Consider the following 20,215-nt stretch of genomic DNA (forward strand, 5'->3'; position numbering starts at 1 on the left):
ACTCGGCACAGGGGGCGTTGATCTCTATCGAGAATCAGCGCCCCCTTTTCTTCTGCTCGTAGAAAGGTAAGGCGGCAATGCGGGACACGCGGGTGGCCACGGAAAGGACCCCGGTTCGGGCGGCGGCACGGTTCGTCGCGCGGCATCCGCGTTCGGTGGGCTCGGTGGTGGTGCTGGACGCCGCGGTGCTGTGGGTGGGGTATCAGACCGTGCTCATGGCCGCCGGGATTGCCGTGGTGGCCGGCGCTTCCTGGCGGCTGCTGGACCGGCCGACCTTCGACAGGTTCGCCGGTCGCCTGCTGCGGGCGTGGTGGAGACGGTGGTGGTCCTACCGGCGGCAATGGCTTCGGATCATGACCGCCTGCAACCTCACCACCATCGATCACAAGGGAAACACGCTGGCTCCGCGCGTGACGCGGGTGAAAAGCACGTGGTCATGGGACACCGTGCACGTCCGAATGGCCAAAGGCCAAGAACCGGAGGACTTCGAGAAAGTGATCAACCGACTGGCGAACTCGTTTCAGGCGCGTTCGACCAACGTGCGCCACCTCAAGCCCGGCCGGATCGCGCTGGACTTCCAGCGCCGTGAACCCTTCGATGACCTGTTCGTTCCCCCGCCGGGCCTGGCGGAGTCGGTGGAGGCGGTGGACCTGCGGCGGCTGCCGATCGGCCGAGACGAATACGGCCGGGACTTCACCCTCGACCTACTGGGCCGGGACCTCCACATCCTTCTGGGCGGGGCGACCGGGGCCGGGAAGGGCTCGTTCATGTGGGCGCTTCTGCGCGCCCTGGCTCCGCTGATACCGAAAGGAAAGACTGACCATGATCCGCACCCTCTGGGGCCCGGAAGATGTCGCTAGCTACCTGAAGGTTCCGGTTGCCACCGTCTATCAGTGGAGGCACAAGGGTTACGGTCCTTGCGCTCGGAAGATCGGAAGGCATTTGAGGTACCGGCCGGATGACGTTGAAGCCTGGGTCGTCGGGCTGGAGGTGTGATCGATGGCGAGTATTCGCAAGATGCCAAACGGCCGGTGGCAGGCCCAGTTTCGACCGGTGCCGGGCGGGAAACAGATCACGAAGACCACCCGCCGAAAGATCGATGCGCAGAAGTGGCTGGACGAGCAGACGGCAGCCCTTACGACCGGCCAGTTTGTTGATCCGAAGGCGGGAAGGGTCACGTTCGCCGAGTACTTCGGTCAGTGGTCGGCTCGGCAGGTTTGGGTACCTGGTACCGAACGGGCAATGCGCCTAGCTGCTAGCTCTGTGACCTTCGGGGATGTCCCACTTAGCCGCCTTCTCCGGTCGCATGTCGAGCAGTGGGTGAAGCACATGGAGACCGAGCTACGCGGGTACGGCCGAGAAAAGGGACTCGCACCCGGCACCATCCGAACGCGCTTCAACAACGTCAGGGCAGTTCTTCGCGCTGCGGTCCGAGATCGCGTCATCCCGGCGGATCCGAGCGAAGGCGTTCGTCTACCGCGTGCGCGTAAGGGCTCATCCTTGAATCTCCCGACGTCGGAGGAAGTTCGAAAGGTCCTCGACTGTTCAGAGGAGCACTTCAGGGTCTTCATCGCCTTGTGTGCGTTCGCCGGGCTCCGGCTGGGTGAGGCTGCGGCACTCCAGGCTGGAGACATCGATTTGGAGGCTCGGATTCTGCGGGTTACTCGACAGGTCCAGCGTGCCAACGGCAAGCAAGTGGAGATCAGAGCTCCGAAGTACGGGTCTGAGCGAACCGTCTACCTTGCTGATGTCCTCGTCGAGATGCTTCGCGATTACCTGGAGAAGCATCGACCTGGAGAGAATCGAGATCGCTGGTTGTTCGAGGGCGAGCAAGGACTCCCGCCCCACCAAAACACAGTCGGCTACTGGTGGCGCAAAGCTCGTACGGCTGCCTCGTGCGAGAGCATCCGACTTCACGATCTGCGCCACTTCTACGCCTCTGGCCTGATCGCGGCAGGGTGCGACGTGGTGACCGTACAGCGGGCGCTCGGGCATTCAAGCGCGACGATCACCCTGAACACCTACGCCCACCTTTGGCCGAGCGCGGCTGATCGAACGCGCAGTGCTGCGTCTGGTCTGATCGGTGATGTTCTCGGCAAGCTGCCGAGCGCCTCGGAGGACGGCGAGGATGATGATCCGCCTGCCGCCCAACTGGTACCGGCCTGATAGCTGGCAAACACAGAAGGGCCGGGCTTGGGACTCCTACACAGGAGACCCAAGCCCGGCCCTTCGTGGGTTCTTGGGTTGGCGTTCGCCCGTCGCCGATGACGAACAAACGACCGGCTGACGAACGACTGACGATCGCCGACCTGCTGTGAGTCAATTACCAGCAGAAACGCCGTTGGTCAGACGTTGAAGCGGAACTCCACGACGTCGCCGTCGGCCATGCTGTAGTCCTTGCCTTCCATCCGGACCTTGCCCGCCGACTTGGCCTCCGCCATCGAGCCGGCCGCGATCAGGTCGTCGAAGGAGACGATCTCCGCCTTGATGAAGCCCCGCTCGAAGTCGGTGTGGATCACTCCGGCCGCCTGCGGCGCCGTCCAGCCCTGGCGGATCGTCCAGGCCCGCGCCTCCTTCGGCCCGGCCGTCAGGTAGGTCTGCAGGCCCAGCGTGTGGAAGCCCGCGCGGGCCAGCGCGTTCAGGCCCGGCTCCGCCTGGCCGATCGACTCCAGCAGCTCGCGCTGGGACTCCTCGTCCAGCTCCTTGAGCTCCGCCTCGACCTTGGCATCCAGGAATACCGCGTCGCCGGGCGCGACCAGGTCCCGTAGCTCCTTCTGCTTCGCCTCGTCGGCCAGCACGCCCTCGTCGGCGTTGAACACGTAGAGGAACGGCTTGGTGGTCAGCAGGTTGAGTTCGCGCAGGTCCGGGGTGTCCTTGCCGAGCCCCGCCGCGAACAGGGTCTTGCCGGAGTCGAGGATCTCCTTGGCCTGCTGCGCGATCTCCAACGCCGGGCGCTTGTCCTTGTGGGTGCGCGCTTCCTTCTCCAGCCGCGGCAGCGCCTTCTCCAGGGTCTGGAGGTCGGCCAGGATCAGTTCGGTGTTGATCGTCTCGATGTCGCTGGACGGGTCCACCCGGCCGTCGACGTGTACCACGTCGGGGTCGTCGAAGACCCGGATGACCTGGCAGATCGCGTCCGCCTCGCGGATGTTGGCGAGGAACTTGTTGCCCAGCCCCTGCCCCTCGGAGGCGCCCTTGACCAGGCCCGCGATGTCGACGAACGACACCGTGGCGGGCACGGTCTTCGCCGAGCCGAAGACCTCGGCGAGCTTGTCCAGCCGCTCGTCCGGCAGCGGCACCACGCCCACGTTCGGCTCAATGGTGGCGAACGGGTAGTTCGCCGCGAGAGCGTCGTTGCTGGTCAGCGCGTTGAACAGGGTGGACTTGCCGACGTTGGGCAGCCCGACGATTCCGAGGGTGAGACTCACGCCCCGAAGTCTAGGTGCTCGCCCACCGAGGCATCGGGGCCGGTCGCGCGGGGGGTGCGCGGATGCGCAGCCGGATGCGCACCCGCGCCCCGCGACGTCAGCCGTCCTCCTGGTCGTCGTCCTGCTGGTCACCGCCCTGCTGATCGTCGTCCTGCTGCTCCTGCTGCTGGTCGTCGCCGTCCTGCTGCTCCTGTTGCTGCTCCGGAGCGGGTGCCGAGTCGTTGCACCCCGCCGCCACCACCAGGGCGAACGCCGCGCCGGTCGCGGCGCCGAGGATCCGGAAGCCGCGCCTGGTACTGATCTTTGATCGGGTCATGCCGCGACGATAGGGACGAAACACGCAAAATGCACCCGTCTCGATCGAATTCCGCCGCAGGAGGAAGACGCACCCCGCCGCAGCGGGAGGTCCGCGGGCCGCCAGATCCCGAGCATCACCGGTGAGTTCAGTCGAACCACCAGGAGTTTCCATGCTCAAGCCGAGTCGGGCGGCCGTGATCGCGCCGACCCTGACCTTCCTCTCCGTCGAATCGCGGCACGTCCTGCCGCGCGGATTCGTCCTCTTCGAGCTCCCGGGCTGGGCGACACCACTGGCCGCAGCGGTCGGCGTGGTCGGCACCGCCGTGCTGATGTCGCCGTTGCGACCTCGCCGCATGCTCATCATGATCAACGGCGCGGCCGTCCTGCTGCTGCTCTGGGCCACCGGCGGCATCCTGTTCGACTGTCGCGGGTGTCCGGCCTGATGGGCTTTCCCCTGGCTGGCCGATGTTCGCCACCCGCGCCTTCGCGTTGCTGAGCGCGATCCTGCTGTTCCAGGCGACAGTCCTGCGGGTCCGGGACAGTCCTGCGGGTCCGGGAGATCACCGGGCCTGCGAACGCTGCGGCGGGCCGGCCGGGCCGCCGGCGCGCTGGCTCGGATATCTCGGCCTCGTGTTCGCGCTGCCCTATCTGATGATCAAGACCAACTGGGCGCTGGGCGGCACCATCGGACTGGACTACCCCGACCCGGCGCGGGACGGCTTCGCCAGCGGTTGGCTGGTCGTGCCCGCCGCGCTGATCGGCATCGTGCTGTAACTGGCCGTCGTCCACCGGTGCGGGCGGATCTGGCCGCGCTGGGTTCCCGGCCTGGCTGGCCGTCCGACGCCGCGCGGGCTGCTGCTCGCCGGCGGCTGGTTCGGCGCCGCGCTGCTTTTCATCCATGCATGGGGGCCCGGCCAGCTCGCCACGGTCCTCCCCAACCTGATCTCCGGCAGGTCGAACACGATCGCCGGGATGCGCTACTGGCCCGGCGCGCTGTTCTACGTGAGCTGGATGTGCTGGGAGCTGGTGCTCGGGTCGTCGGTCTACCTGTACCAGCGGGCGACGCGCCGCAAGCCGTGCGGAACCTGCGATCGCGCGCCGGTTCCGCAGAGACGATGTGGCCATGCCGTCCCGCCTGATCAGACCCTTCACCGCGCTCCACGTACCGGCGATGGGTGCACCTGATCCTCAGGGCCGCTGGCGTACCTGGCGGTGTCCGGGCTGGTGCTCGGGGCGCTGCTGGGCCCGGACATCGGGCTCGGCCTGCGGCCTGTCGCGGTCGGTCTCGCGCAAGGCGCGTTCGTCGTGCTCGCCGGGGTGGCCACCGGGTTGCTGCCGGCGACGCGGTCGCTGTCGGATGCCACGGCGGAATCCCTGCTCGGGCTGCCGGAATCCGGCGCCGCCGAGACCCGGCCGGATCGGTTGCGGACCGTCTGCTGGCTCGTCGTCCACCTCGCGCTCGGCTCCGGCATCGGCCTGCTGACGCTGATCGTTCCGCCGTTCATCCTGCTGCTGCTCGCCGATCCGGCGCTGACGCTGCCGCCCGAGCTCGTCGGCATCTCGCCGTTCCGGGCTTTCGGCATCGGGCATTGATGGGCGCCGCTGGTCGGCCTGGGCTTGATCGTCGCGGGTTTCCACCTGGTCGAGGGTGTCGGCGCGGTGTTGGCGCGGCTCGCCCGGACGCTGCTGGGACCGTCCGATCACGAGTGGTTACGGTGGCAGGTCGAGGCGTTGTCCGAGCGAAACCGGATCGCCGCCGAACTACACGACTCGGTCGGCCATGTGCTGAATGTCGTTGCACTGCAAGCAAGTGCGGCGATTCGCGTGCTGGACGGCGATCCCGCATTCGCGCGGTAGGCGCTCGCCGCGATCGCGGTTTCGACCCATAACGCGCTGGCCAACCTCGACCACGCGCTGGGCACCCTCCGTTCCTCCACTTCGGACGGATCGTCCCTGGCCGATCTCGACGACCTGATCCGCTCGACGGAGCTGGCCGGGCTCACGGCGCAGCTCGACCTCCGGGGCGCCCCGGGTTCGGTCCTGCCTAGGTGAGCCGCGAGGAATACCGCGTGGTGCACGAGGGCCTGACCAACGCCCTGCGCCACGCGGGCCGGGTGGCGGTCGCGGGTGCGGATCACCATCAGCCCGCGCGCGTTGGACCTGGACATGACCAATCCCCTGGACTCGGCGTCGGCTCGGGCTATAGAGCTGTTTTGGGCAGTGCTGGTTGAAGCGAACGGACCGTTCGCGCCACCTATCGAGGCGAACAGGCCGTTCGCTTCACACCAGCAACCCCGGGCCTACGTCAGGTGAATGAAGCGAACGGACCCTTCGGGCCGCCTACGGTGGTGAACAGGCCGTTCGCTTCACACCACTTGGCGAGGCAGAACCACACCGCTCGGCGCTGGGGCAGCCACCGGAACCACCAAGCAGAGTGCCTGCGATCAGCACCGCAACGCACTCATGGTTACCGAGCAGCGAAAACGTCGACTCTCGCGCCTCGTCGAGCGTGGGCGCAATAGGCTCGGTGGGGTCAGCGAATCCACGAGCGTGCTGGTCGTCGACGACGAGGCGTTGATCCGTTCCGGGCTGCGGACCCTCAGCGATACCGAACCCGACATGACCGTCGTCGGGGAGGCCCCGACGGCGCCGAGGTCGTCCCCCTGGTGCGCGGCTGCGGCCGGACGTCGTGCTGATGGACGTCCGGATGCCCGGCGTGGACGGCATCCAGGCCACCTCCGCGATCCTGGACTCGGTGCCCGAGCCGCCGCGCATCGTCGTGATCACCACCGTCGAACACGACGACCACGTCTACGGCGCGCTGCGCGCCGGAGTCACCGGCTTCCTGCGGCCGGAGGAACTCGCCCAGGCCATCCGAATCGCGGCGCGTGGCGAATCGCTGCTGTTCCCGGTCGCGATCCGCCGGTTGGCCGCGCCGCACCGCGCCAGCCGACCGCAGGTCGAACTCACCGAGCGGGAAGCCGGCGTCCTCTGCCTGGTGGCGCGCGGGATGTCCAACAGCGAGATCGCCGCTGCGCTGTTCATCGGCGTGCAGACCGTCAAGACCCACGTCGGCAACGTGCTGGCCAAGCTCCAGGCCAGGGACCACCAGGCACCGCCAGGCACCGCCAGGGACCGCTCGCAGGCCGTCGTGTTCGCCCTACGAATCGGGCTTCATCAGCGTGTCCGATTCCCGCTAGTAGGTGCCTCCGGGCGCTGGCACCATCGAAGGCATGTTGGTGGGAACCGAGGAAGCGCTCCGGGCGGTCGCCTCGCGCGACGCGCGTTTCGACGGATGCTTCATCCACGCCGTGCGCACCACTGGCATCTACTGCCGCCCGTCGTGCCCGGCGCGCACGCCCAAACCGAACAACAGCCTCTTCTTCCCGACCGCCGCCGCGGCGCAGGCCGCCGGGTTCCGCGCGTGCCGCCGGTGCCTGCCGGACGCCGTGCCGGGATCGCCGGAGTGGGACCTGCGCGCCGATCTCGCCGGTCGCGCCATGCGGCTGATCGCCGACGGGGTCGTGGACCGCTGCGGGGTGCGTGGGCTGGCCGACCAGCTCGGCTATTCGGAACGCCACCTGACCAGGGTGCTCACCGCCGAACTCGGTGCCGGGCCGCTCGCGCTGGCGCGGGCGCACCGGGCGCACTCGGCACGGATCCTTATCGAAACGACCGCGATCCCGTTCGGCGACGTCGCGTTCGCGGCCGGGTTCTCCAGCCTGCGCCAGTTCAACGAGACGCTGCGCGAGGTCTTCGGGGTGACCCCGACGGCGATCCGCAGCCGCGCGCAGCGCAGCGCCAAGGTTCCCGGCGGCAGCGCCGGGGCCGTCCAGCTCCGCCTGCCGTTCCGGACTCCCTGCGATGTGGCCTGTGTACTGCGGTTCCTCGGCGAGCGGGCGCTGGCCGGGCTCGAAGACGCCGGATCTGACCACTACACGCGCGCCCTTCGCCTGCCGTACGGCACCGGGATCGCCACGCTCCGCCCGCACGAGAAGTACGTTGCCTGCACGCTGCGGCTCACCGACCTGCGGGATCTCGGTAGCGCGGTGTCGCGGCTGCGCCGCCTGCTCGACCTCGATGCCGATCCGGTCGCGATCAGCGAGGCGCTCGGCGCTGACCCGGCGCTGCGGTCGGCGGTCGCGCAAACGCCCGGGGTGCGGGTGCCCGGCAGCGTCGATGGCGCGGAGATCCTGATCCGCGCCGTGATAGGCCAGCAGATCTCGGTGGCCGCAGCCCGCAAGACGACCGAACGGCTCGTTACCGCGCTGGGCGACCCGCTGGCCCACCCAGACGCTGCGGTGACCACGCTCTTCCCCTTGCGGAGCGAGCGCAGGAGGCCCTGCCGGGGCCGCGTCGGCGGGTGGAAACCGTGCGCGCGGTTGCAGAAGCCGTTGCCGGTGGACGCCTGGCGCTGCACACCGGGAGGGACGAAACCGAACTGCGGCAGGACCTGGAGAGCATCAGCGGCATCGGCCCGTGGACGTCGAGTTACGTCGCCATGCGGGTGCTGGGTGCGCCGGACGTGCTGCTGACCGGTGATCTCGCGTTGCGGCGCGGCGCCGGGATGCTCGGGCTGTCCGAAGACCCGGCCAAGATCCAGGCGCACGCGCGGCGCTGGAGCCCGTGGCGCTCCTACGCCGGGGTGCTGCTGTGGGAAGCAGCCGTCAGCGGCACGCCGCGACTGCAGCTCGCTTCGTGATCCTCCCCGTCACAACGATCTCCATGTGACGCGCTGAAGCGATCCACGGGCGCGAACATCCACTGTGGATCGTCAGGTTCGGATTTCGAGGGTGGAACCGTCGCGGGACTTGCGGACGCGGAGGCGGACCGAGATCCGTTGGCGCATCTCCTCCACGTGGGAGACGAGGCCGACGACCCGGCCGCCCGCGCGCAGGTCGTCGAGGGTGTCCATCACGAGGTCGAGGGTGTCGGCGTCGAGCGTTCCGAAGCCCTCGTCGATGAACAGCGTGTCCAGCAGCGCGCCGCCGGTCTCGGCGGCCACGACATCGGCCAGTCCGAGAGCCAGCGAAAGCGAAGCGAGGAACGACTCGCCGCCGGAGAGCGTCTTGGCGGGGCGAAGCTTGCCGGAGTAGTCGTCGAGCACGTCCAACCCGAGGCCACCGCGCGTGCCCCGCGCCCCGGCCGCGTCGGAATGCACGAACGAGTACCGCCCGCCGCTCATCCGCTGCAGCCGCCGAGTTGCCGCGATCGCGACCTCCTCCAACCGAGCAGCCAGCACGTACGCGCGCAACGACATCTTCCGCGCGTTCTGCCCGCGCCCGTTGACGACGTCCGCCAACGCCTCCAGTTCGGCGTGCTCCGCCAACGCCGGCCCGAGCTCCGCCCACGCTGCGCGCAGCCGCTCCGCGAGCTGCGCGATGTCGCGCTGCCGCTGCTCGGCGCGATGCGCCAGCGCAGCTGTGCGCTCCGCCGCTTCGCGCGCGACGACTGCCGCCTCGGTGGCCTCTTCGAGGCCGACCTCTGCGTCGGCGTCCACGCCGAACAGCTCCGCGCTGGCCAGCGCTGCGCGCGCGCCTGCGGCGCGTTCTTCGACCTCGGCGAGCGCCTCGGTGAGCTGCGTGAGCCGTTCCTCGCTTCGCTTGGCGGCGAGCGACGCGGCCACGTCGTCGAAGCCTGCCGTGGTGGCGGCTTCGGACAGGGCGGTTTCGTGTTCGGCGAGGCGCTTTTCGGCGTCGTCCCGGGTTGTCCGGGCGGCGGCGAGTTGTTCGAGGCGAGCTGCGGTGTCGAGCAGGTGCTTCCGGCGATCGGCGATGCTCGGGAACTCGGCCCGTCCGTCGCGGAGCCGCGCCTCGCGTTCGTCCACTGTGGTCACGATGGTGGCGTGTTCGCTGCGGGTCGCCGCGATTCGGGTGCGAACCTCGGACACCTGCTCGCCTAGGCGGTCGGTGGATTCTTCGAGTTCGGCGAGCTGTTTGGTGCGTTGCGGCAGCTGTGCTGCGGTGTTCTGAAGCGCGTCGCGTTCGGCCTTGAGTTCGGCGAGCTCGGCGGCGAGGTCTGCCTCGGTGTGTTCGCCCAGTCGTTCCGCCAGGTTCTCGACGTGCTGCTGGGCTCGTTGCGCGTCCGCGGCGGCCTTTTCGCGACGGGTTGCCGCGCGCTGCTCGGCGGTTTGGGCGCTGTCCTCGTCCTCGGCGCGCACCGGGTCGTCGATCGGTTTGCCGGGCTCGGGGTGTTCCGCCGAGCCACAGACCGGGCACGGCTGGCCGGGCGAGAGCCGGGCCGCGAGTTCCGCTGCCATCCCGGCGAGCCTGCGGGCGCGGAGGTCTTGCAGCAGGTCGCGGGCTTGCTGGTGGGCATCGATCGCCTGTTGTGCTCGGGCTGTCGCCGCCGCGAGTTCCTTCTGGGCATCGGGGAGTTCCCGTGCGGTCCGCAGCAGCGCCGCCACCTCGGTGCCGCGTGCTTGCACGGTTTCCAACCGCAGCTCAGCGTGTTTCGACTCGTCGACCTGCTGCCGCGCGGTGCCGATGCGGTCGGGCAACGTGGCCTGTTGCCCGACGAGCTCCGCTTCCAGGCCCTCGTCCGCGGAAATCCGCTCGGCGAGCGACGTCAGCTTCTTCCGGTCGGTTTCCTGTTGCTGAGCCTCGGGAATCAGGCGCGCGAGGCCGCCTGCTTCTTCCCGCTTGGCACCTGCGAGCGAACGAAGTTCGGTCAGCGGCGTCTCGGTGTCCAACTCGCAGGCAGCTGCTGCGGCGACGACCTCGGCTCGTGCTTTGTCGCGTTCTTGCTCCGCCCGCAATGCGGCGCTGCTGGCAGCGAGCACCGGAACCGCGCGTTGCGCGGCTTCCCTTTCCGCCCGCCAGGTGTCGTGCTGGTCCTGCTGTTCGCCGATCTCGGCGAGGGTCGCGTTGGCCTGCCGGACGCGGCGGACCTTCTGGGCCAGGTCACGGCGCCCGGTCAGCTTCGTCTCGGCGGCCTCCCGCTCGCGCCGCAGGCGGGAGTGCTCGGCCTGCGCGTCCTCCATCTCGCGGACGGACCGCTTTTCGACGTCCTCTAACCAGTTCCGCTCGTCCGCGCCGGCTTCCGGCTCGGTGCCCGCGACCTGCGAAACGCGCGCGAGCAGCTCGCGGACCTGCAGGGTCTGCTCCTCGACGTCCCGGCCGCGCTCGCGACGGCGGTCGACGAACCAGCGCTCGACCTCGCCGAACCGCTGGGTGCCGAACAGCTTCTCCAGTAGCTTCTCGCGTTCCGCGGTGTCCGAACGCAGGAATTTGGCGAACTCGCCCTGCGGCAGCATCACGACCTGGAAGAACTGGTCGACGGTCATGCCCAGCAGGCGTTGCACCGTGCGGCCGACCTCGTCGATGCGCGTCAGGCCTTCCGGCGGCTGCTCGGTGGGCGCGCCATCGACCCAGGTCAGCGAGGCCTTCGCCTGCTGCGTGGTGTAGCCGTCGCCGCGCTTCTTCGGCCGCTGGTAATCGGGGCTGCGCTCCAACCGGAGCCGCTGCCCCTGCACCGTCAGCTCCAGCACGACCTTGGTGACGGTGTCGGGCTCGGCCGTGTCGCAGCGCAGCCGCTTGACCTCGCCGCGAGCGCCGGGGACCGTGCCGTAGAGGGCGAAGGCGACCGCGTCCAGCAGTGTTGTCTTGCCCGCGCCTGTGTCGCCGTGCAGCAGGAAGAGGCCGTCGGCGCCGAGCCGGTCGAAGTCCACCCGCTGGTGGTCGCGGTACGGACCGAACGCGGTGACTTCCAGGCTGTGCAGCCTCATTTCGCGCCCTCCGCCGCGGCTACGGCGCGCAGCGCCTCGTCGAGCAGCGCGCGTTCGGATTCGTTGGGTTCCGCGCCCCGGCAGTCGGCGACGAACCGGGCGGCCAGGTCGTGATCGTCGCGGCCGCGCACGATCTCGGCGTAGCGCAGCGGCGCCGTCGCGCGACCGGTCGCGGGCTTCCACTCCAGGTGCACCGCGTGCGGGAAGCGCTGTTGCAGCCGCCGCATCGCCTCCAGCGGGCGCACCTCGTCGGTGAGGGTTGCCGAGACGTAGCACTCCTCCAGCTCGGTGTGCTCCGGCTCGTTGAGCAGGTCGTCCAGCAGCCCCTGGACCGTCGCCAGCCGCCGGGGCACCGGCAGCTCGCGCCGTTCGACACCGGCCAGGCCGTCGGCGTCCAGTTCGACCAGCCACACCGACTTGCGGTGCACCGCTTCGGAGAACGAGTAAGCCAACGGGCTGCCGGAATAGCGCAGGTGCTCGGCAAGTCGCTGCGGGCCATGCAGGTGGCCCAACGCGACGTAGTCGACGCCGTCGAACACCGAGCCCGGCACCTGCTCGACGCCGCCGACCGCGATGGTCCGCTCCGAATCGCTGCTGTCGCCTCCGGTGACGAAGGCGTGCGCCAGCACCACCGAACGAGTCCCTCGTGGACGTTCGGCCAGTTCGGCGCGCACGCGGTTCATCGCCTCGGTGAGCACCGCCGTGTGGCCGCGCGATTCGATCTCGGCGCTGGCCCCGGGCACGTCGGCGCTGGCCTGCAGGACGTGCCGAGCCGGGTCCGGTTCGAGGTACGGGATGCCGTAGAAGGCGACCGGGCCGTGCCGGTCGTCGATCACCACCGGCTCGTGCAGCCGCGCGATCTGGGTGCGCAGGTGCAGTCCGCCGGCCGCGGCGAATTCGGCGAAAGCACCGACGCGGGCAGCGGAATCGTGGTTGCCCGAGGTAACCACCAGCTGGGCGCCCGCCTCGCGGATCCGGCCGAGCACCCGCACGCAGGTCTGCACCGCCTCGCCCGAGGGCACCGCGCGGTCGTAGAGATCGCCGGCGATCACCACGACGTCGACGTGCTCCTCGACGACCAGGTCGGCCAGCCCACCCAGGACCGCTTCCTGATCTCCGAGCAGGTCCCGGCCGTGGAACGTCCGCCCCACGTGCCAGTCGGAGGTGTGCAGCATTCGCATGGGCCCAAAGCTATCGACGCCCCCACCGGACATCGCGGACCGCTTCGGCGTGTCGCCACAGGAGCCCGTTTCCGCAGGTCGTCGCCCGCGACCGCGTTGGACTGCCGCAACAATCCAACGCACCCAAACCCCCTGACGAGCAGAAACACCCAAACTAGCCGCAATTGCCATTAAATCGAATGTCCAATTTGAATGAGGGTTTTCATCCTGATCTTGACTGGTCAGGGGGTGTAGACGCGGGTGGCGTGGCGTGGGCGGGCTGGTCAGGGCCCTGATCATCTTTCTTGATCAGCTGGCAGTGGCCGGAATCGCGGAGAAGGGTATGACGATGATCACAAGCGGGTGATCGCAACGAGAATGCCCCGGCGGGCTGGGGAGCAAACGACACGGCCTGCTGTTGTTGGCCTTGACCGACGCCAGGGCAACCTGCTGTGGATCTCCGCGGCCACCCCGGCAGGGCATCGGGAATCACCAAACCGCCCGCCGCAACGCACCCACCACCAAACTCCGCGACCACGGCCTCGGCGCCGCCACCCCCACTACCAGCACAAACACGATGAAAACCGCAATGGAAATCGCGGTCCAACCTGGTGGATCGGACGGATCCGGCATCCGGCGCCGCGTTTGCGGCGTGGCTGTGCGTGATGTTGTCGGGTGCGTCGGCCATCATTTGAGCTGCCACGGCCACTACCGGACGGAGCTCGTGTTGGGTACCGGCGTCCTGATCACCATCGTCGTCGTGCTGATTCTGCTGTTCGCGGCTGCGCTGATGCTGATCTGGCGGCTGTACGCGGACAGCGCACGTCGCACCGACGAAGCGCTGCGCATGGTCGAGACCGAACGCTCCCGTACCGCTGAGCAGCAGGCGGCTCTGCGGCGCTACGAAGTTGCGTTCGCCTCCATCACCGGTCGCGGCGAGCTCGGCGAGCAGGTTCTCGTGGAGACCGCGCGCTCGCTGGGGCTGCGCGAAGGCATCCACTTCACGCTGCAGACCGACCTCGCTGGCGGTGGCTCCGCGCGCCCGGACATGGTGCTGGCCGTCGGCGGCGGGCGGCAGGTCCCGGTGGACGCGAAGGCGAGCCTGGCCGTGTGGGCCGAGGCGATGGAGACCGACGACCCGGAGGAACGCACCGACGCGCTGCGGGTGCACGTCCGCAACATCCGCTCCCGCGCCACCGAGCTCGCGGGCAAGGGCTACCAGAAGTGGGCCGACGCGATCTACGGCTCGATCATGTTCGTGCCGTCCGACGCCGCCGTGGTCGCCGCCCTGGACACCGACCCGCAGCTGCTCACCTGGCTGCTCGGCAAGCGGGTTTTCCTCTGCGGACCAACAGGATTCGCCGTTCTGGCGTCGGCGTCGATGTTCGCCGCGACGGAACGCACGATCGCCGAGGACATCGAGCAGGTGCGCTCCCATGCGGTCCGCTCCCAGCGCGCCGCGTCCAACGCGGTGGAAGCGGTGAACCTCTCCAGCACGCACCTGCAGCGCTTCGTCTCGGCCCGCCGCCGCGAACTCGACGCGCTGGAGTCCTTCCGGAGCACGGTGCAGCCGCTGGCCGAGGCCGCGGGCTCGGGCGACGTCGGCACCATCCGACACGACGAAGATGGCCTGGTCAACGGAGTCCCCGAACACACGCCCAACGGGGCGTGACGGACCGCCGCTCGTGGTTCAGACGTGGGTTTCGACGAAAGCCGCGACGGTGTCGACTATCAGGGTGTTGTGCGGGCCCTTGCCGAAGCCGTGGTCCAGGCCCTCGTAGGGGTGCAGTTCCGCCGACACCCCCAGCCTGCGCAGGTCCCGGGCCAGGTCGAGGCTCTGGTCGATCGGGACCAGCGAGTCCGCCGTGCCCTGCTGGATGAGGAACGGCGGCTCGTCCCCGGAGATGTTCTTGATCGGACTCGCCGAGTCGGCCTTCCCCGGGCACTCCACCGGCATGCACCCGAGCAGTTGCCGCACGACCTTGCTCGCGTACTCCTGCATCTTCGGGTGCGCCAGCTGCGCCTCGGCGCTCATGTCGACCGGTCCGAACCAATCCACCACGGCCCGGATCCCGGTCAGCCCGCCGCCCGGCTTCTCCGGATCCCCGGCCAGCGCGCCCAGCTGCGACACCAGGTGACCGCCCGCCGAGGCGCCCCACAGCCCGATCCGGTCGGCGTCCAAATGCCACTGCCCGGCGTGCTGCTGCAGCCAGCGCACGGCGTCGGCGACGTCGACCACCTGCGCCGGGTACTGCGCCACCCCGGTCAGCCGGTAGTCCACTGTGGCCACTGCATAGCCGCGTTCTAAGAGGCGCTGGGCGGTCAACGACTCCGGCGAGCCGGAGTCGGCGTTCAGCGTGCGGACCCCCGCGTTCCAGCCGCCGCCGTGCACGTACACGATCAGCGGGGTCCGCGTCTCGCGCTGCTCGGGGAGGTACAGGTCGAGCTTCAGCGCGCCGGTACCGTGCTCCGCGTAGATTAGGTCGCGCTGCACGCTGGCGGCGCCGAGATCGCGGGTGGCGACATCCGCCGGTCGTGCTTCGTCGGCATCCGATTCGCGCGAGCACCCGGTCGCGACCACCGCCGCCAGGGCGAGGCAGGCCGCTAAGACACGCAGCGTCACAGCCATCGGCCCCGTGCCTCCCCGATCTCATTACGGTTCACCCGAATGTCTTAGCTTAACAAGATCAGTGACACTGCATTCAGTAATCAGTCACGCTCGTCCGCAGCGCGCTGCTCGCCTGCCAAGAAGTGCGCGATCCGCACCGTGGAGTCGTAGAGGTCCCGGTAGTGCCGGAAGAAACCGTTGTAGCGCTCCGTGTGCTCGGGGTTCGGCCGGACGGTCCGCGTCACCGGGTTCCAGGCCTCCGGGGCAACGGCCGCGCCGGTGCCGAGGCCCGCGAGCAGCGCGTTGCCGTACGCCGCACCGACCGTCTCGGCCGGGATCTGCTGCTCCTGACCGGTGATGTCGGAAACGATCTGGGTCCACAGCCCACCCTGGGTGCCGCCGCCGACGGCGACCAGCCGCCGGGCCGTGCCGCCCGCCTCGCCCATCGCCGCGAGGTTGTGGCGGACCCCGAAACCGATGCCCTCCAGCGCGGCCCGGTACAGCTCGGCCCGGCCGTGGCTGGTGGTGAGCCCGGCGAGGACGCCGCGCGCGTCCGGGTCGAAGATCGGCGTCCGCTCGCCCGCGAAGTACGGCAGCAGCAGCAACCCGCGGCTGCCCGCCGGCACCTTGCTCGCCTTCTCGACGAGCTGGGCGAAATCGCCGTCGACGAGGCCGCGCAACCACTGGGTGACCGCGCCCGACGTCGCCATCCCGGCGGCCAGCGTGTACGTGTCCGGGAACGCCCCGCAGGTGCCCCAGAGCGCCGGGTGCGGTTGCACGTCCGTCAGCACCTGGACGAAGAACATCGTGGTGCCGTACATCAACATCACGTCGCCCGGCTCCCGCACGCCGACGCTGGTGGCCTCGGCCCACGCGTCCACGGTGCCCGCGGTGACGGGAAGACCTTCCGGCAGCCCGGTTTCGGCCGCCGCCTGCGCGGTGACCCGCCCGACGACCTCGGTCGGCCACGCCAGCTCCGGCAGCGGCAGCCCCGGCGCGACCCGCTGCGCCCAGTCCGCCGACCAGTCGCGGGCCTGCAGGTCGTAGAGCGGATCGCACTGGCTGGCCGAGTGGTGGTCGAGCACGTACCGGCCGGTCAGCCGGTGCACCAGATAGGAGCTGCACATCAGCAGCATCTCGGTGCGCTGGTAGCGCTCCGGCTCATGCTTGGCCAGCCAGCGGATCTTCGGCCCGACGGCCTGGCTGGACAGCGCCGAGCCGCCCCGGCGCAGGATCTCGTCTGCCCCGAACTCCTCGGTGAGCTCCGCGATCTCCTCGGTCGCGCGGGTGTCCACGCCGTAGAGGATGGCCGGCCGCAGGGGTTTGCCGTCGCCGTCGGCAGGCAGCAGCACGGGGCCAATGCCGCTGACGCCGAGCCCGGCGATCTCCCGGCCCTCAGCGGCGCGCACCAACTCCCGGGCCAGTTCCAGGAAGTCCGCCCACCACACCGATTCCGCGTCGTGCTCCACCCAGCCCGGATGCGGGTGGGAGGTCTCGTGCGGCCGGCTGGCGCGGGCGATTATCCGCCCGTCGGTGCTGACCAGCACCCCCTTGGAACTCGCCGTGCCGATGTCGATCCCGAGCAACACCTTCTCGGCCACCTGCGCGATCCTCTCGTCAACTCGAAAACCCGGAACACCAGCGATCGCCGACCGCACCGCGCCCGAGGTGCCCCGACGTGGCGGGGCATGCGATTTCCATTGAGCCTTTTTCATCCTGGCCGATCCGCAGCCGCGACGCTGGAAATCCCACGGTCCGGGGCTGCCGCAAGCGGCGCAGCCGCCTTGGCCCACCTCGCAACCGGCACCGCCGCGGGGCCGACTCCGGTGTTGCGCGATTTCAATGGAAATCGAAGGTCCGATTTCCATTGAAATCGCGGGAGTTGCCCACAACCTCCGGCGTGTCGTGGTCAAGACACGCCGGAGGTCCGCAACTTCCATTGAGATCGCACTGGACCGGGATGCTGTCAGCCCCTGGTCCACTCGTCGAGGCGGACGTTCAGCTGGTCCGCGACGGCGCGCAGGGCGGCGCGGTGGTCTCCCGGGACCGCGTGGATGTGGTTGGCGCCGAACTTCGACAGGAACAGCTCTCCCGGCGCGTCCAGCCGCGCGAAGGCGTGCGGCCACTCCGGCGTGGACTGGTCCATCAGCTTCTGGTTGGTCGCGTCGTCGTAGCGCTCGAACTCGCCGAGCATCAGCTGCAGCCGGTACTCGCCGTCCTCGCGGGTCAACCGGCCCAGCGTCATCTGCCCCGGCGCCGCGATGTGCTGCACCGACGCGCCACCGGCCGGGAAGAAGAACACCTCCGGGTAGAAATTGACCTTGGCCAGGTTCTCCGCCGGGTCGTCGCTGCGGGCGGCGTACCAGGTGGCGTGCTGGCCGGAGTTGCACAGGTCCCAGATGTCGCGGTCACCGTGGTAGTGCCGCACGTCGGCGAACAGCACCGGAGTGCCGGCCACCGCCTTGAACAGCTGCATGGTCAGCGCGCCGTCCATGTCCGCCTCGGTGGCGCAGACGTGCGGTTCTTTCGGCCCGTTCCAGTCGTACGGGTCGTTCAGGAACGCCTCGGTGACGTCCATCGTCGCGAAGTTCTCGGTCAGCTCCGGCTGCGCCTTGATGCCGGAGAAGTCCAGGTTGCGCTCCGCGATGATGTCCCGGATCGCCAGGTAGGACCGGATCTGCCGCTCCAGCAGCTCCGGCGTCAGCTTCTTGCCGTCGTAATGCACCCCGGCGGCGTGCTGCTCGATCCACTCGCGCGCCTTCTTGGCCTCGGCGGCGTCCGCTTTCTCGGCGCGCAGGACCAGCTCGTACTGGTCAATCTCCTCCACGTCGATGCCGAACTTGCGCATCCACTGGTCGGTGTTGGCGACTGCGGTGTTCATGCCCATCGGCCGCCCGCCGAACCGGCCGAACGTCGAACCGTGCAGCGACCGCACCGCGGCGGCGGCCTTGGCGTGCACGCCAATCTTCTCGACCAGTTCAGCGTCGTCCGGGGCACCCCAGGCCCGCGTGTGGCGGCGGCCGATCTGGTCCAGCGCACCGCCCGCGGCGAGCATGCCGACGAGGCCCGGTTCGGTCGGGTCGGTGCTGGCCACCAGCACCAGCGGGCTGCGGGTGGCGTCGGCGGCGAGCATGGTGAAGTGCGGGAACGCCCACACCGAGTAGCAGAAGACGGTGACGTCCACGTCCGCCGCGGCCACCTTGCGGGAGACCGAGGTGGCGAGCACATTGGTGGCGACCAGGTCGTCACCAACCACCACATCGTGCCCGGCCGCGCGCAGCGACCGGACCAGAGAATCCTGTTTGGACTGAATAAAGTCCGCGTTCCGGGCGTGGACGTGGTCACGACCGTCGGAAATGCTGACGACACCGATGCGAGCCACAGTTCCTCCCAAGTTCACTGACAGGCGGTGTTGACTGCTGCGGAACCGGTGGTGGGGACGCGTCAGTGGCGCCGTCTGGTGCGCCACCGGTGAACTCCTTGCGGATCGCCTGACCGGGAAATCTCGCCACCCAGTTGCCGATGAGACCGGTGAGCAATCGTTTACCCGGACGCTATTCTGGCGGGACGCGGACTGTCAAGGCAGGTGGCCCGCCATCACTCGGGTAGAGGGCACGAGGAGGAAACCGTGGCGACGATCAGCGATGTGGCGACCCGCGCCGGGGTGTCCACTGCGACGGTTTCGCGTGCGCTCAACGGCAAGAGCACCGTCGATCCGGCGCTGGCCGCGCGGGTACTCGCCGCCGCGGCCGAGCTCGGGTACCGGCCCAACGGCCCGGCCCGGAACCTGCGCAAGCAGGAGACCGCAGTGCTTGCTCTGATCATCTCCGACGTGGAGAACCCGTTCTTCACCGCGATCGCCCGCGGCGTCGAGGACGTGGCGCACACCGTGGGCTACTCGGTGGTCCTGTGCAACTCCGACGACGAGCCGGACAAGGAGCGTGAGTACATCGACATCGCCCTGCAGGAACGGATGGCCGGGGTGCTGCTGTCGCCGACCGGCCGCGGGGACAGCGCTGAACTGCTCAGCCGCAACAGCACGCCGGTAGTGGCGGTGGACCGGCCGCTGCCGAACTCCCCCGGCGACACGGTGCTGGTCGACAGCAGGCTCGCCGCCAAGGAAGCGACGCTGCACCTGGCCGCGCAGGGCTACCAGCGGATCGGCTGCCTCACCGGCCCCAGCGGCGTGCTGACCGCAGACGACCGCCTCGCCGGATACCGCGACGGCCTGCGCGCGGCGAAGCTCCCGGCACCGGCGGGGCTGGTGCGGCGCTCGGAGTTCAAGGCCGCCGGGGCGAAGCAAGCCGCGCGACCGCTGCTGACCCAGGACAAGCCACCGGACGCGGTCCTGGTCGCCAACAGCATGATGGCGGTCGGCGTGCTGGAGACGTGCGCCGAGCTGGGCCTGCGGCCCGGACGGGACATCGGCGTGGTGGCCTTCGACGACGCGCCCTGGGCGACGCTGCTCGACCCCCCGCTGACGGTCGTCGCCCAGCCCGCCTACGACATGGGTGCGGTGGCCGCCCAGCTGCTGCTGGACCGGATCAGCGGGGAACGCACCGACGCGACCACCACCACGCTGTCGGCCCACCTCGTCACCCGAGGCAGCAGCAACCGCCCCTGACGCCGCGACGCGAACGGACCATTCACCTCACTAGACGGCCCGAACAGGCCGTTCGCCTCAGCCAGACGGAACAGCGAACGGACCATTCACTTCCCAAGGAAAAGCGAACGGACAGTGATGATGTGTGTAGTGACGCCGCTGGTGGGTCTGACCCTCGAACGGACGGCCCGAACAGGCCGTTCGCCTCAGCCAGACGGAACAGCGAACGGACCATTCACCTCACTAGACGGCCCGAACAGGCCGTTCGCCTCAGCCAGACGGAACAGCGAACGGACCATTCACCTCACTAGACGGCCCGAACAGGCCGTTCGCCTCAGCCAGACGGAACAGCGAACGGACCATTCACCTCACTAGACGGCCCGAACAGGCCGTTCG

Annotated in this window: 18 protein-coding genes and 1 pseudogene; 12 read left to right on the top strand and 7 right to left on the bottom strand. The window is 69.3% G+C overall.

Annotation, left to right across the window (positions count from 1 at the left end):
• The first annotated feature begins 77 nt into the window (after positions 1-77).
• The 3 genes from SSPN_RS43295 to SSPN_RS0110290 are packed head-to-tail and all read left to right on the top strand — an operon-like array spanning position 78 to position 2,166.
• Entirely contained in the window at positions 78-860 is a 783-nt protein-coding gene (locus SSPN_RS43295) for a hypothetical protein (RefSeq protein ID WP_010694217.1), read from the top strand.
• Positions 823-996, top strand: coding sequence for a helix-turn-helix transcriptional regulator (locus SSPN_RS50725; protein ID WP_029535500.1), 174 nt, complete (start codon positions 823-825; stop codon positions 994-996). The genes SSPN_RS43295 and SSPN_RS50725 overlap by 38 nt, the downstream gene beginning before the upstream one ends.
• 3 nt (positions 997-999) lie before the next feature.
• The gene (locus SSPN_RS0110290; protein ID WP_010694218.1) at positions 1,000-2,166 is read left to right on the top strand and encodes a tyrosine-type recombinase/integrase; all 1,167 of its coding nucleotides are present in this window, start codon (positions 1,000-1,002) and stop codon (positions 2,164-2,166) included.
• Positions 2,167-2,345: 179 nt separating this feature from the next.
• Here the strand turns inward: SSPN_RS0110290 and ychF are convergent, their stop codons facing one another.
• On the bottom strand, positions 2,346-3,425 hold the full coding sequence (gene ychF / locus SSPN_RS0110295) for a redox-regulated ATPase YchF (protein ID WP_010694220.1): 1,080 nt from the start codon (positions 3,423-3,425) through the stop codon (positions 2,346-2,348).
• A gap of 97 nt (positions 3,426-3,522) precedes the next feature.
• Complete coding sequence (locus SSPN_RS0110300) at positions 3,523-3,741, bottom strand: hypothetical protein (protein WP_010694221.1); 219 nt, start codon at positions 3,739-3,741, stop codon at positions 3,523-3,525.
• Positions 3,742-3,892: 151 nt separating this feature from the next.
• Between SSPN_RS0110300 and SSPN_RS53645 the strand changes: the two genes are divergently transcribed.
• From SSPN_RS53645 to SSPN_RS62110, 7 genes and pseudogenes are all read left to right on the top strand, one after another.
• Entirely contained in the window at positions 3,893-4,165 is a 273-nt protein-coding gene (locus tag SSPN_RS53645; RefSeq protein WP_010694222.1) for a hypothetical protein, read from the top strand.
• A 22-nt stretch (positions 4,166-4,187) separates the two neighbouring features.
• Positions 4,188-4,496, top strand: a complete 309-nt coding sequence (locus SSPN_RS53650) for a hypothetical protein (RefSeq protein WP_010694223.1) — start codon at positions 4,188-4,190, stop codon at positions 4,494-4,496.
• Between the two features lie 438 nt (positions 4,497-4,934).
• Entirely contained in the window at positions 4,935-5,315 is a 381-nt protein-coding gene (locus SSPN_RS48770) for a hypothetical protein (RefSeq protein ID WP_010694224.1), read from the top strand.
• Positions 5,316-5,339: 24 nt separating this feature from the next.
• The gene (locus tag SSPN_RS48775; protein ID WP_010694225.1) at positions 5,340-5,579 is read left to right on the top strand and encodes a histidine kinase dimerization/phosphoacceptor domain-containing protein; all 240 of its coding nucleotides are present in this window, start codon (positions 5,340-5,342) and stop codon (positions 5,577-5,579) included.
• A 693-nt stretch (positions 5,580-6,272) separates the two neighbouring features.
• A pseudogene (locus tag SSPN_RS59525) lies at positions 6,273-6,922 on the top strand (response regulator).
• A 33-nt stretch (positions 6,923-6,955) separates the two neighbouring features.
• A complete protein-coding gene (locus SSPN_RS59530; protein WP_010694227.1) occupies positions 6,956-8,257 on the top strand; it encodes an AlkA N-terminal domain-containing protein in 1,302 nt (433 codons plus the stop codon).
• Positions 8,224-8,424: a DNA glycosylase family protein gene (locus SSPN_RS62110; protein ID WP_010694229.1), complete on the top strand. Its 201-nt coding sequence runs from the start codon at positions 8,224-8,226 to the stop codon at positions 8,422-8,424. The genes SSPN_RS59530 and SSPN_RS62110 overlap by 34 nt, the downstream gene beginning before the upstream one ends.
• 72 nt (positions 8,425-8,496) lie before the next feature.
• On the opposite strand, the gene SSPN_RS0110335 is transcribed toward SSPN_RS62110, so the two are convergent.
• A complete protein-coding gene (locus SSPN_RS0110335) occupies positions 8,497-11,448 on the bottom strand; it encodes an AAA family ATPase (RefSeq protein ID WP_010694230.1) in 2,952 nt (983 codons plus the stop codon).
• Positions 11,445-12,629 (bottom strand): exonuclease SbcCD subunit D, encoded by a 1,185-nt coding sequence (locus SSPN_RS0110340; RefSeq protein WP_029535181.1) that lies wholly within the window; start codon positions 12,627-12,629, stop codon positions 11,445-11,447. The genes SSPN_RS0110335 and SSPN_RS0110340 overlap by 4 nt, the downstream gene beginning before the upstream one ends.
• 769 nt (positions 12,630-13,398) lie before the next feature.
• On the opposite strand from SSPN_RS0110340, the gene SSPN_RS0110350 reads away from it, so the two are divergent.
• Complete coding sequence (locus SSPN_RS0110350) at positions 13,399-14,280, top strand: DNA recombination protein RmuC (RefSeq protein WP_394378866.1); 882 nt, start codon at positions 13,399-13,401, stop codon at positions 14,278-14,280.
• 18 nt (positions 14,281-14,298) lie between these two features.
• Here SSPN_RS0110350 and SSPN_RS0110355 read toward each other — a convergent pair whose 3' ends face one another.
• From SSPN_RS0110355 to SSPN_RS0110365, 3 genes are all read right to left on the bottom strand, one after another.
• The gene (locus SSPN_RS0110355) at positions 14,299-15,237 is read right to left on the bottom strand and encodes an alpha/beta hydrolase (RefSeq protein WP_010694242.1); all 939 of its coding nucleotides are present in this window, start codon (positions 15,235-15,237) and stop codon (positions 14,299-14,301) included.
• 80 nt (positions 15,238-15,317) lie between these two features.
• Positions 15,318-16,817 carry an FGGY-family carbohydrate kinase gene (locus SSPN_RS0110360; RefSeq protein ID WP_010694244.1) on the bottom strand — a complete coding sequence of 500 codons (1,500 nt, stop codon included), beginning with the start codon at positions 16,815-16,817 and terminating at the stop codon, positions 15,318-15,320.
• A gap of 365 nt (positions 16,818-17,182) precedes the next feature.
• Complete coding sequence (locus tag SSPN_RS0110365; RefSeq protein ID WP_010694246.1) at positions 17,183-18,598, bottom strand: L-fucose/L-arabinose isomerase family protein; 1,416 nt, start codon at positions 18,596-18,598, stop codon at positions 17,183-17,185.
• 246 nt (positions 18,599-18,844) lie between these two features.
• Here SSPN_RS0110365 and SSPN_RS0110370 point away from each other — a divergent pair, with 246 nt between their 5' ends.
• On the top strand, positions 18,845-19,840 hold the full coding sequence (locus SSPN_RS0110370) for a LacI family DNA-binding transcriptional regulator (protein WP_010694248.1): 996 nt from the start codon (positions 18,845-18,847) through the stop codon (positions 19,838-19,840).
• Positions 19,841-20,215: the final 375 nt, after the last annotated feature.

Origin of the sequence: Saccharopolyspora spinosa NRRL 18395 (genome assembly GCF_000194155.1) — a bacterium.
Classification (GTDB): Bacteria; Actinomycetota; Actinomycetes; order Mycobacteriales; family Pseudonocardiaceae; genus Saccharopolyspora; species Saccharopolyspora spinosa.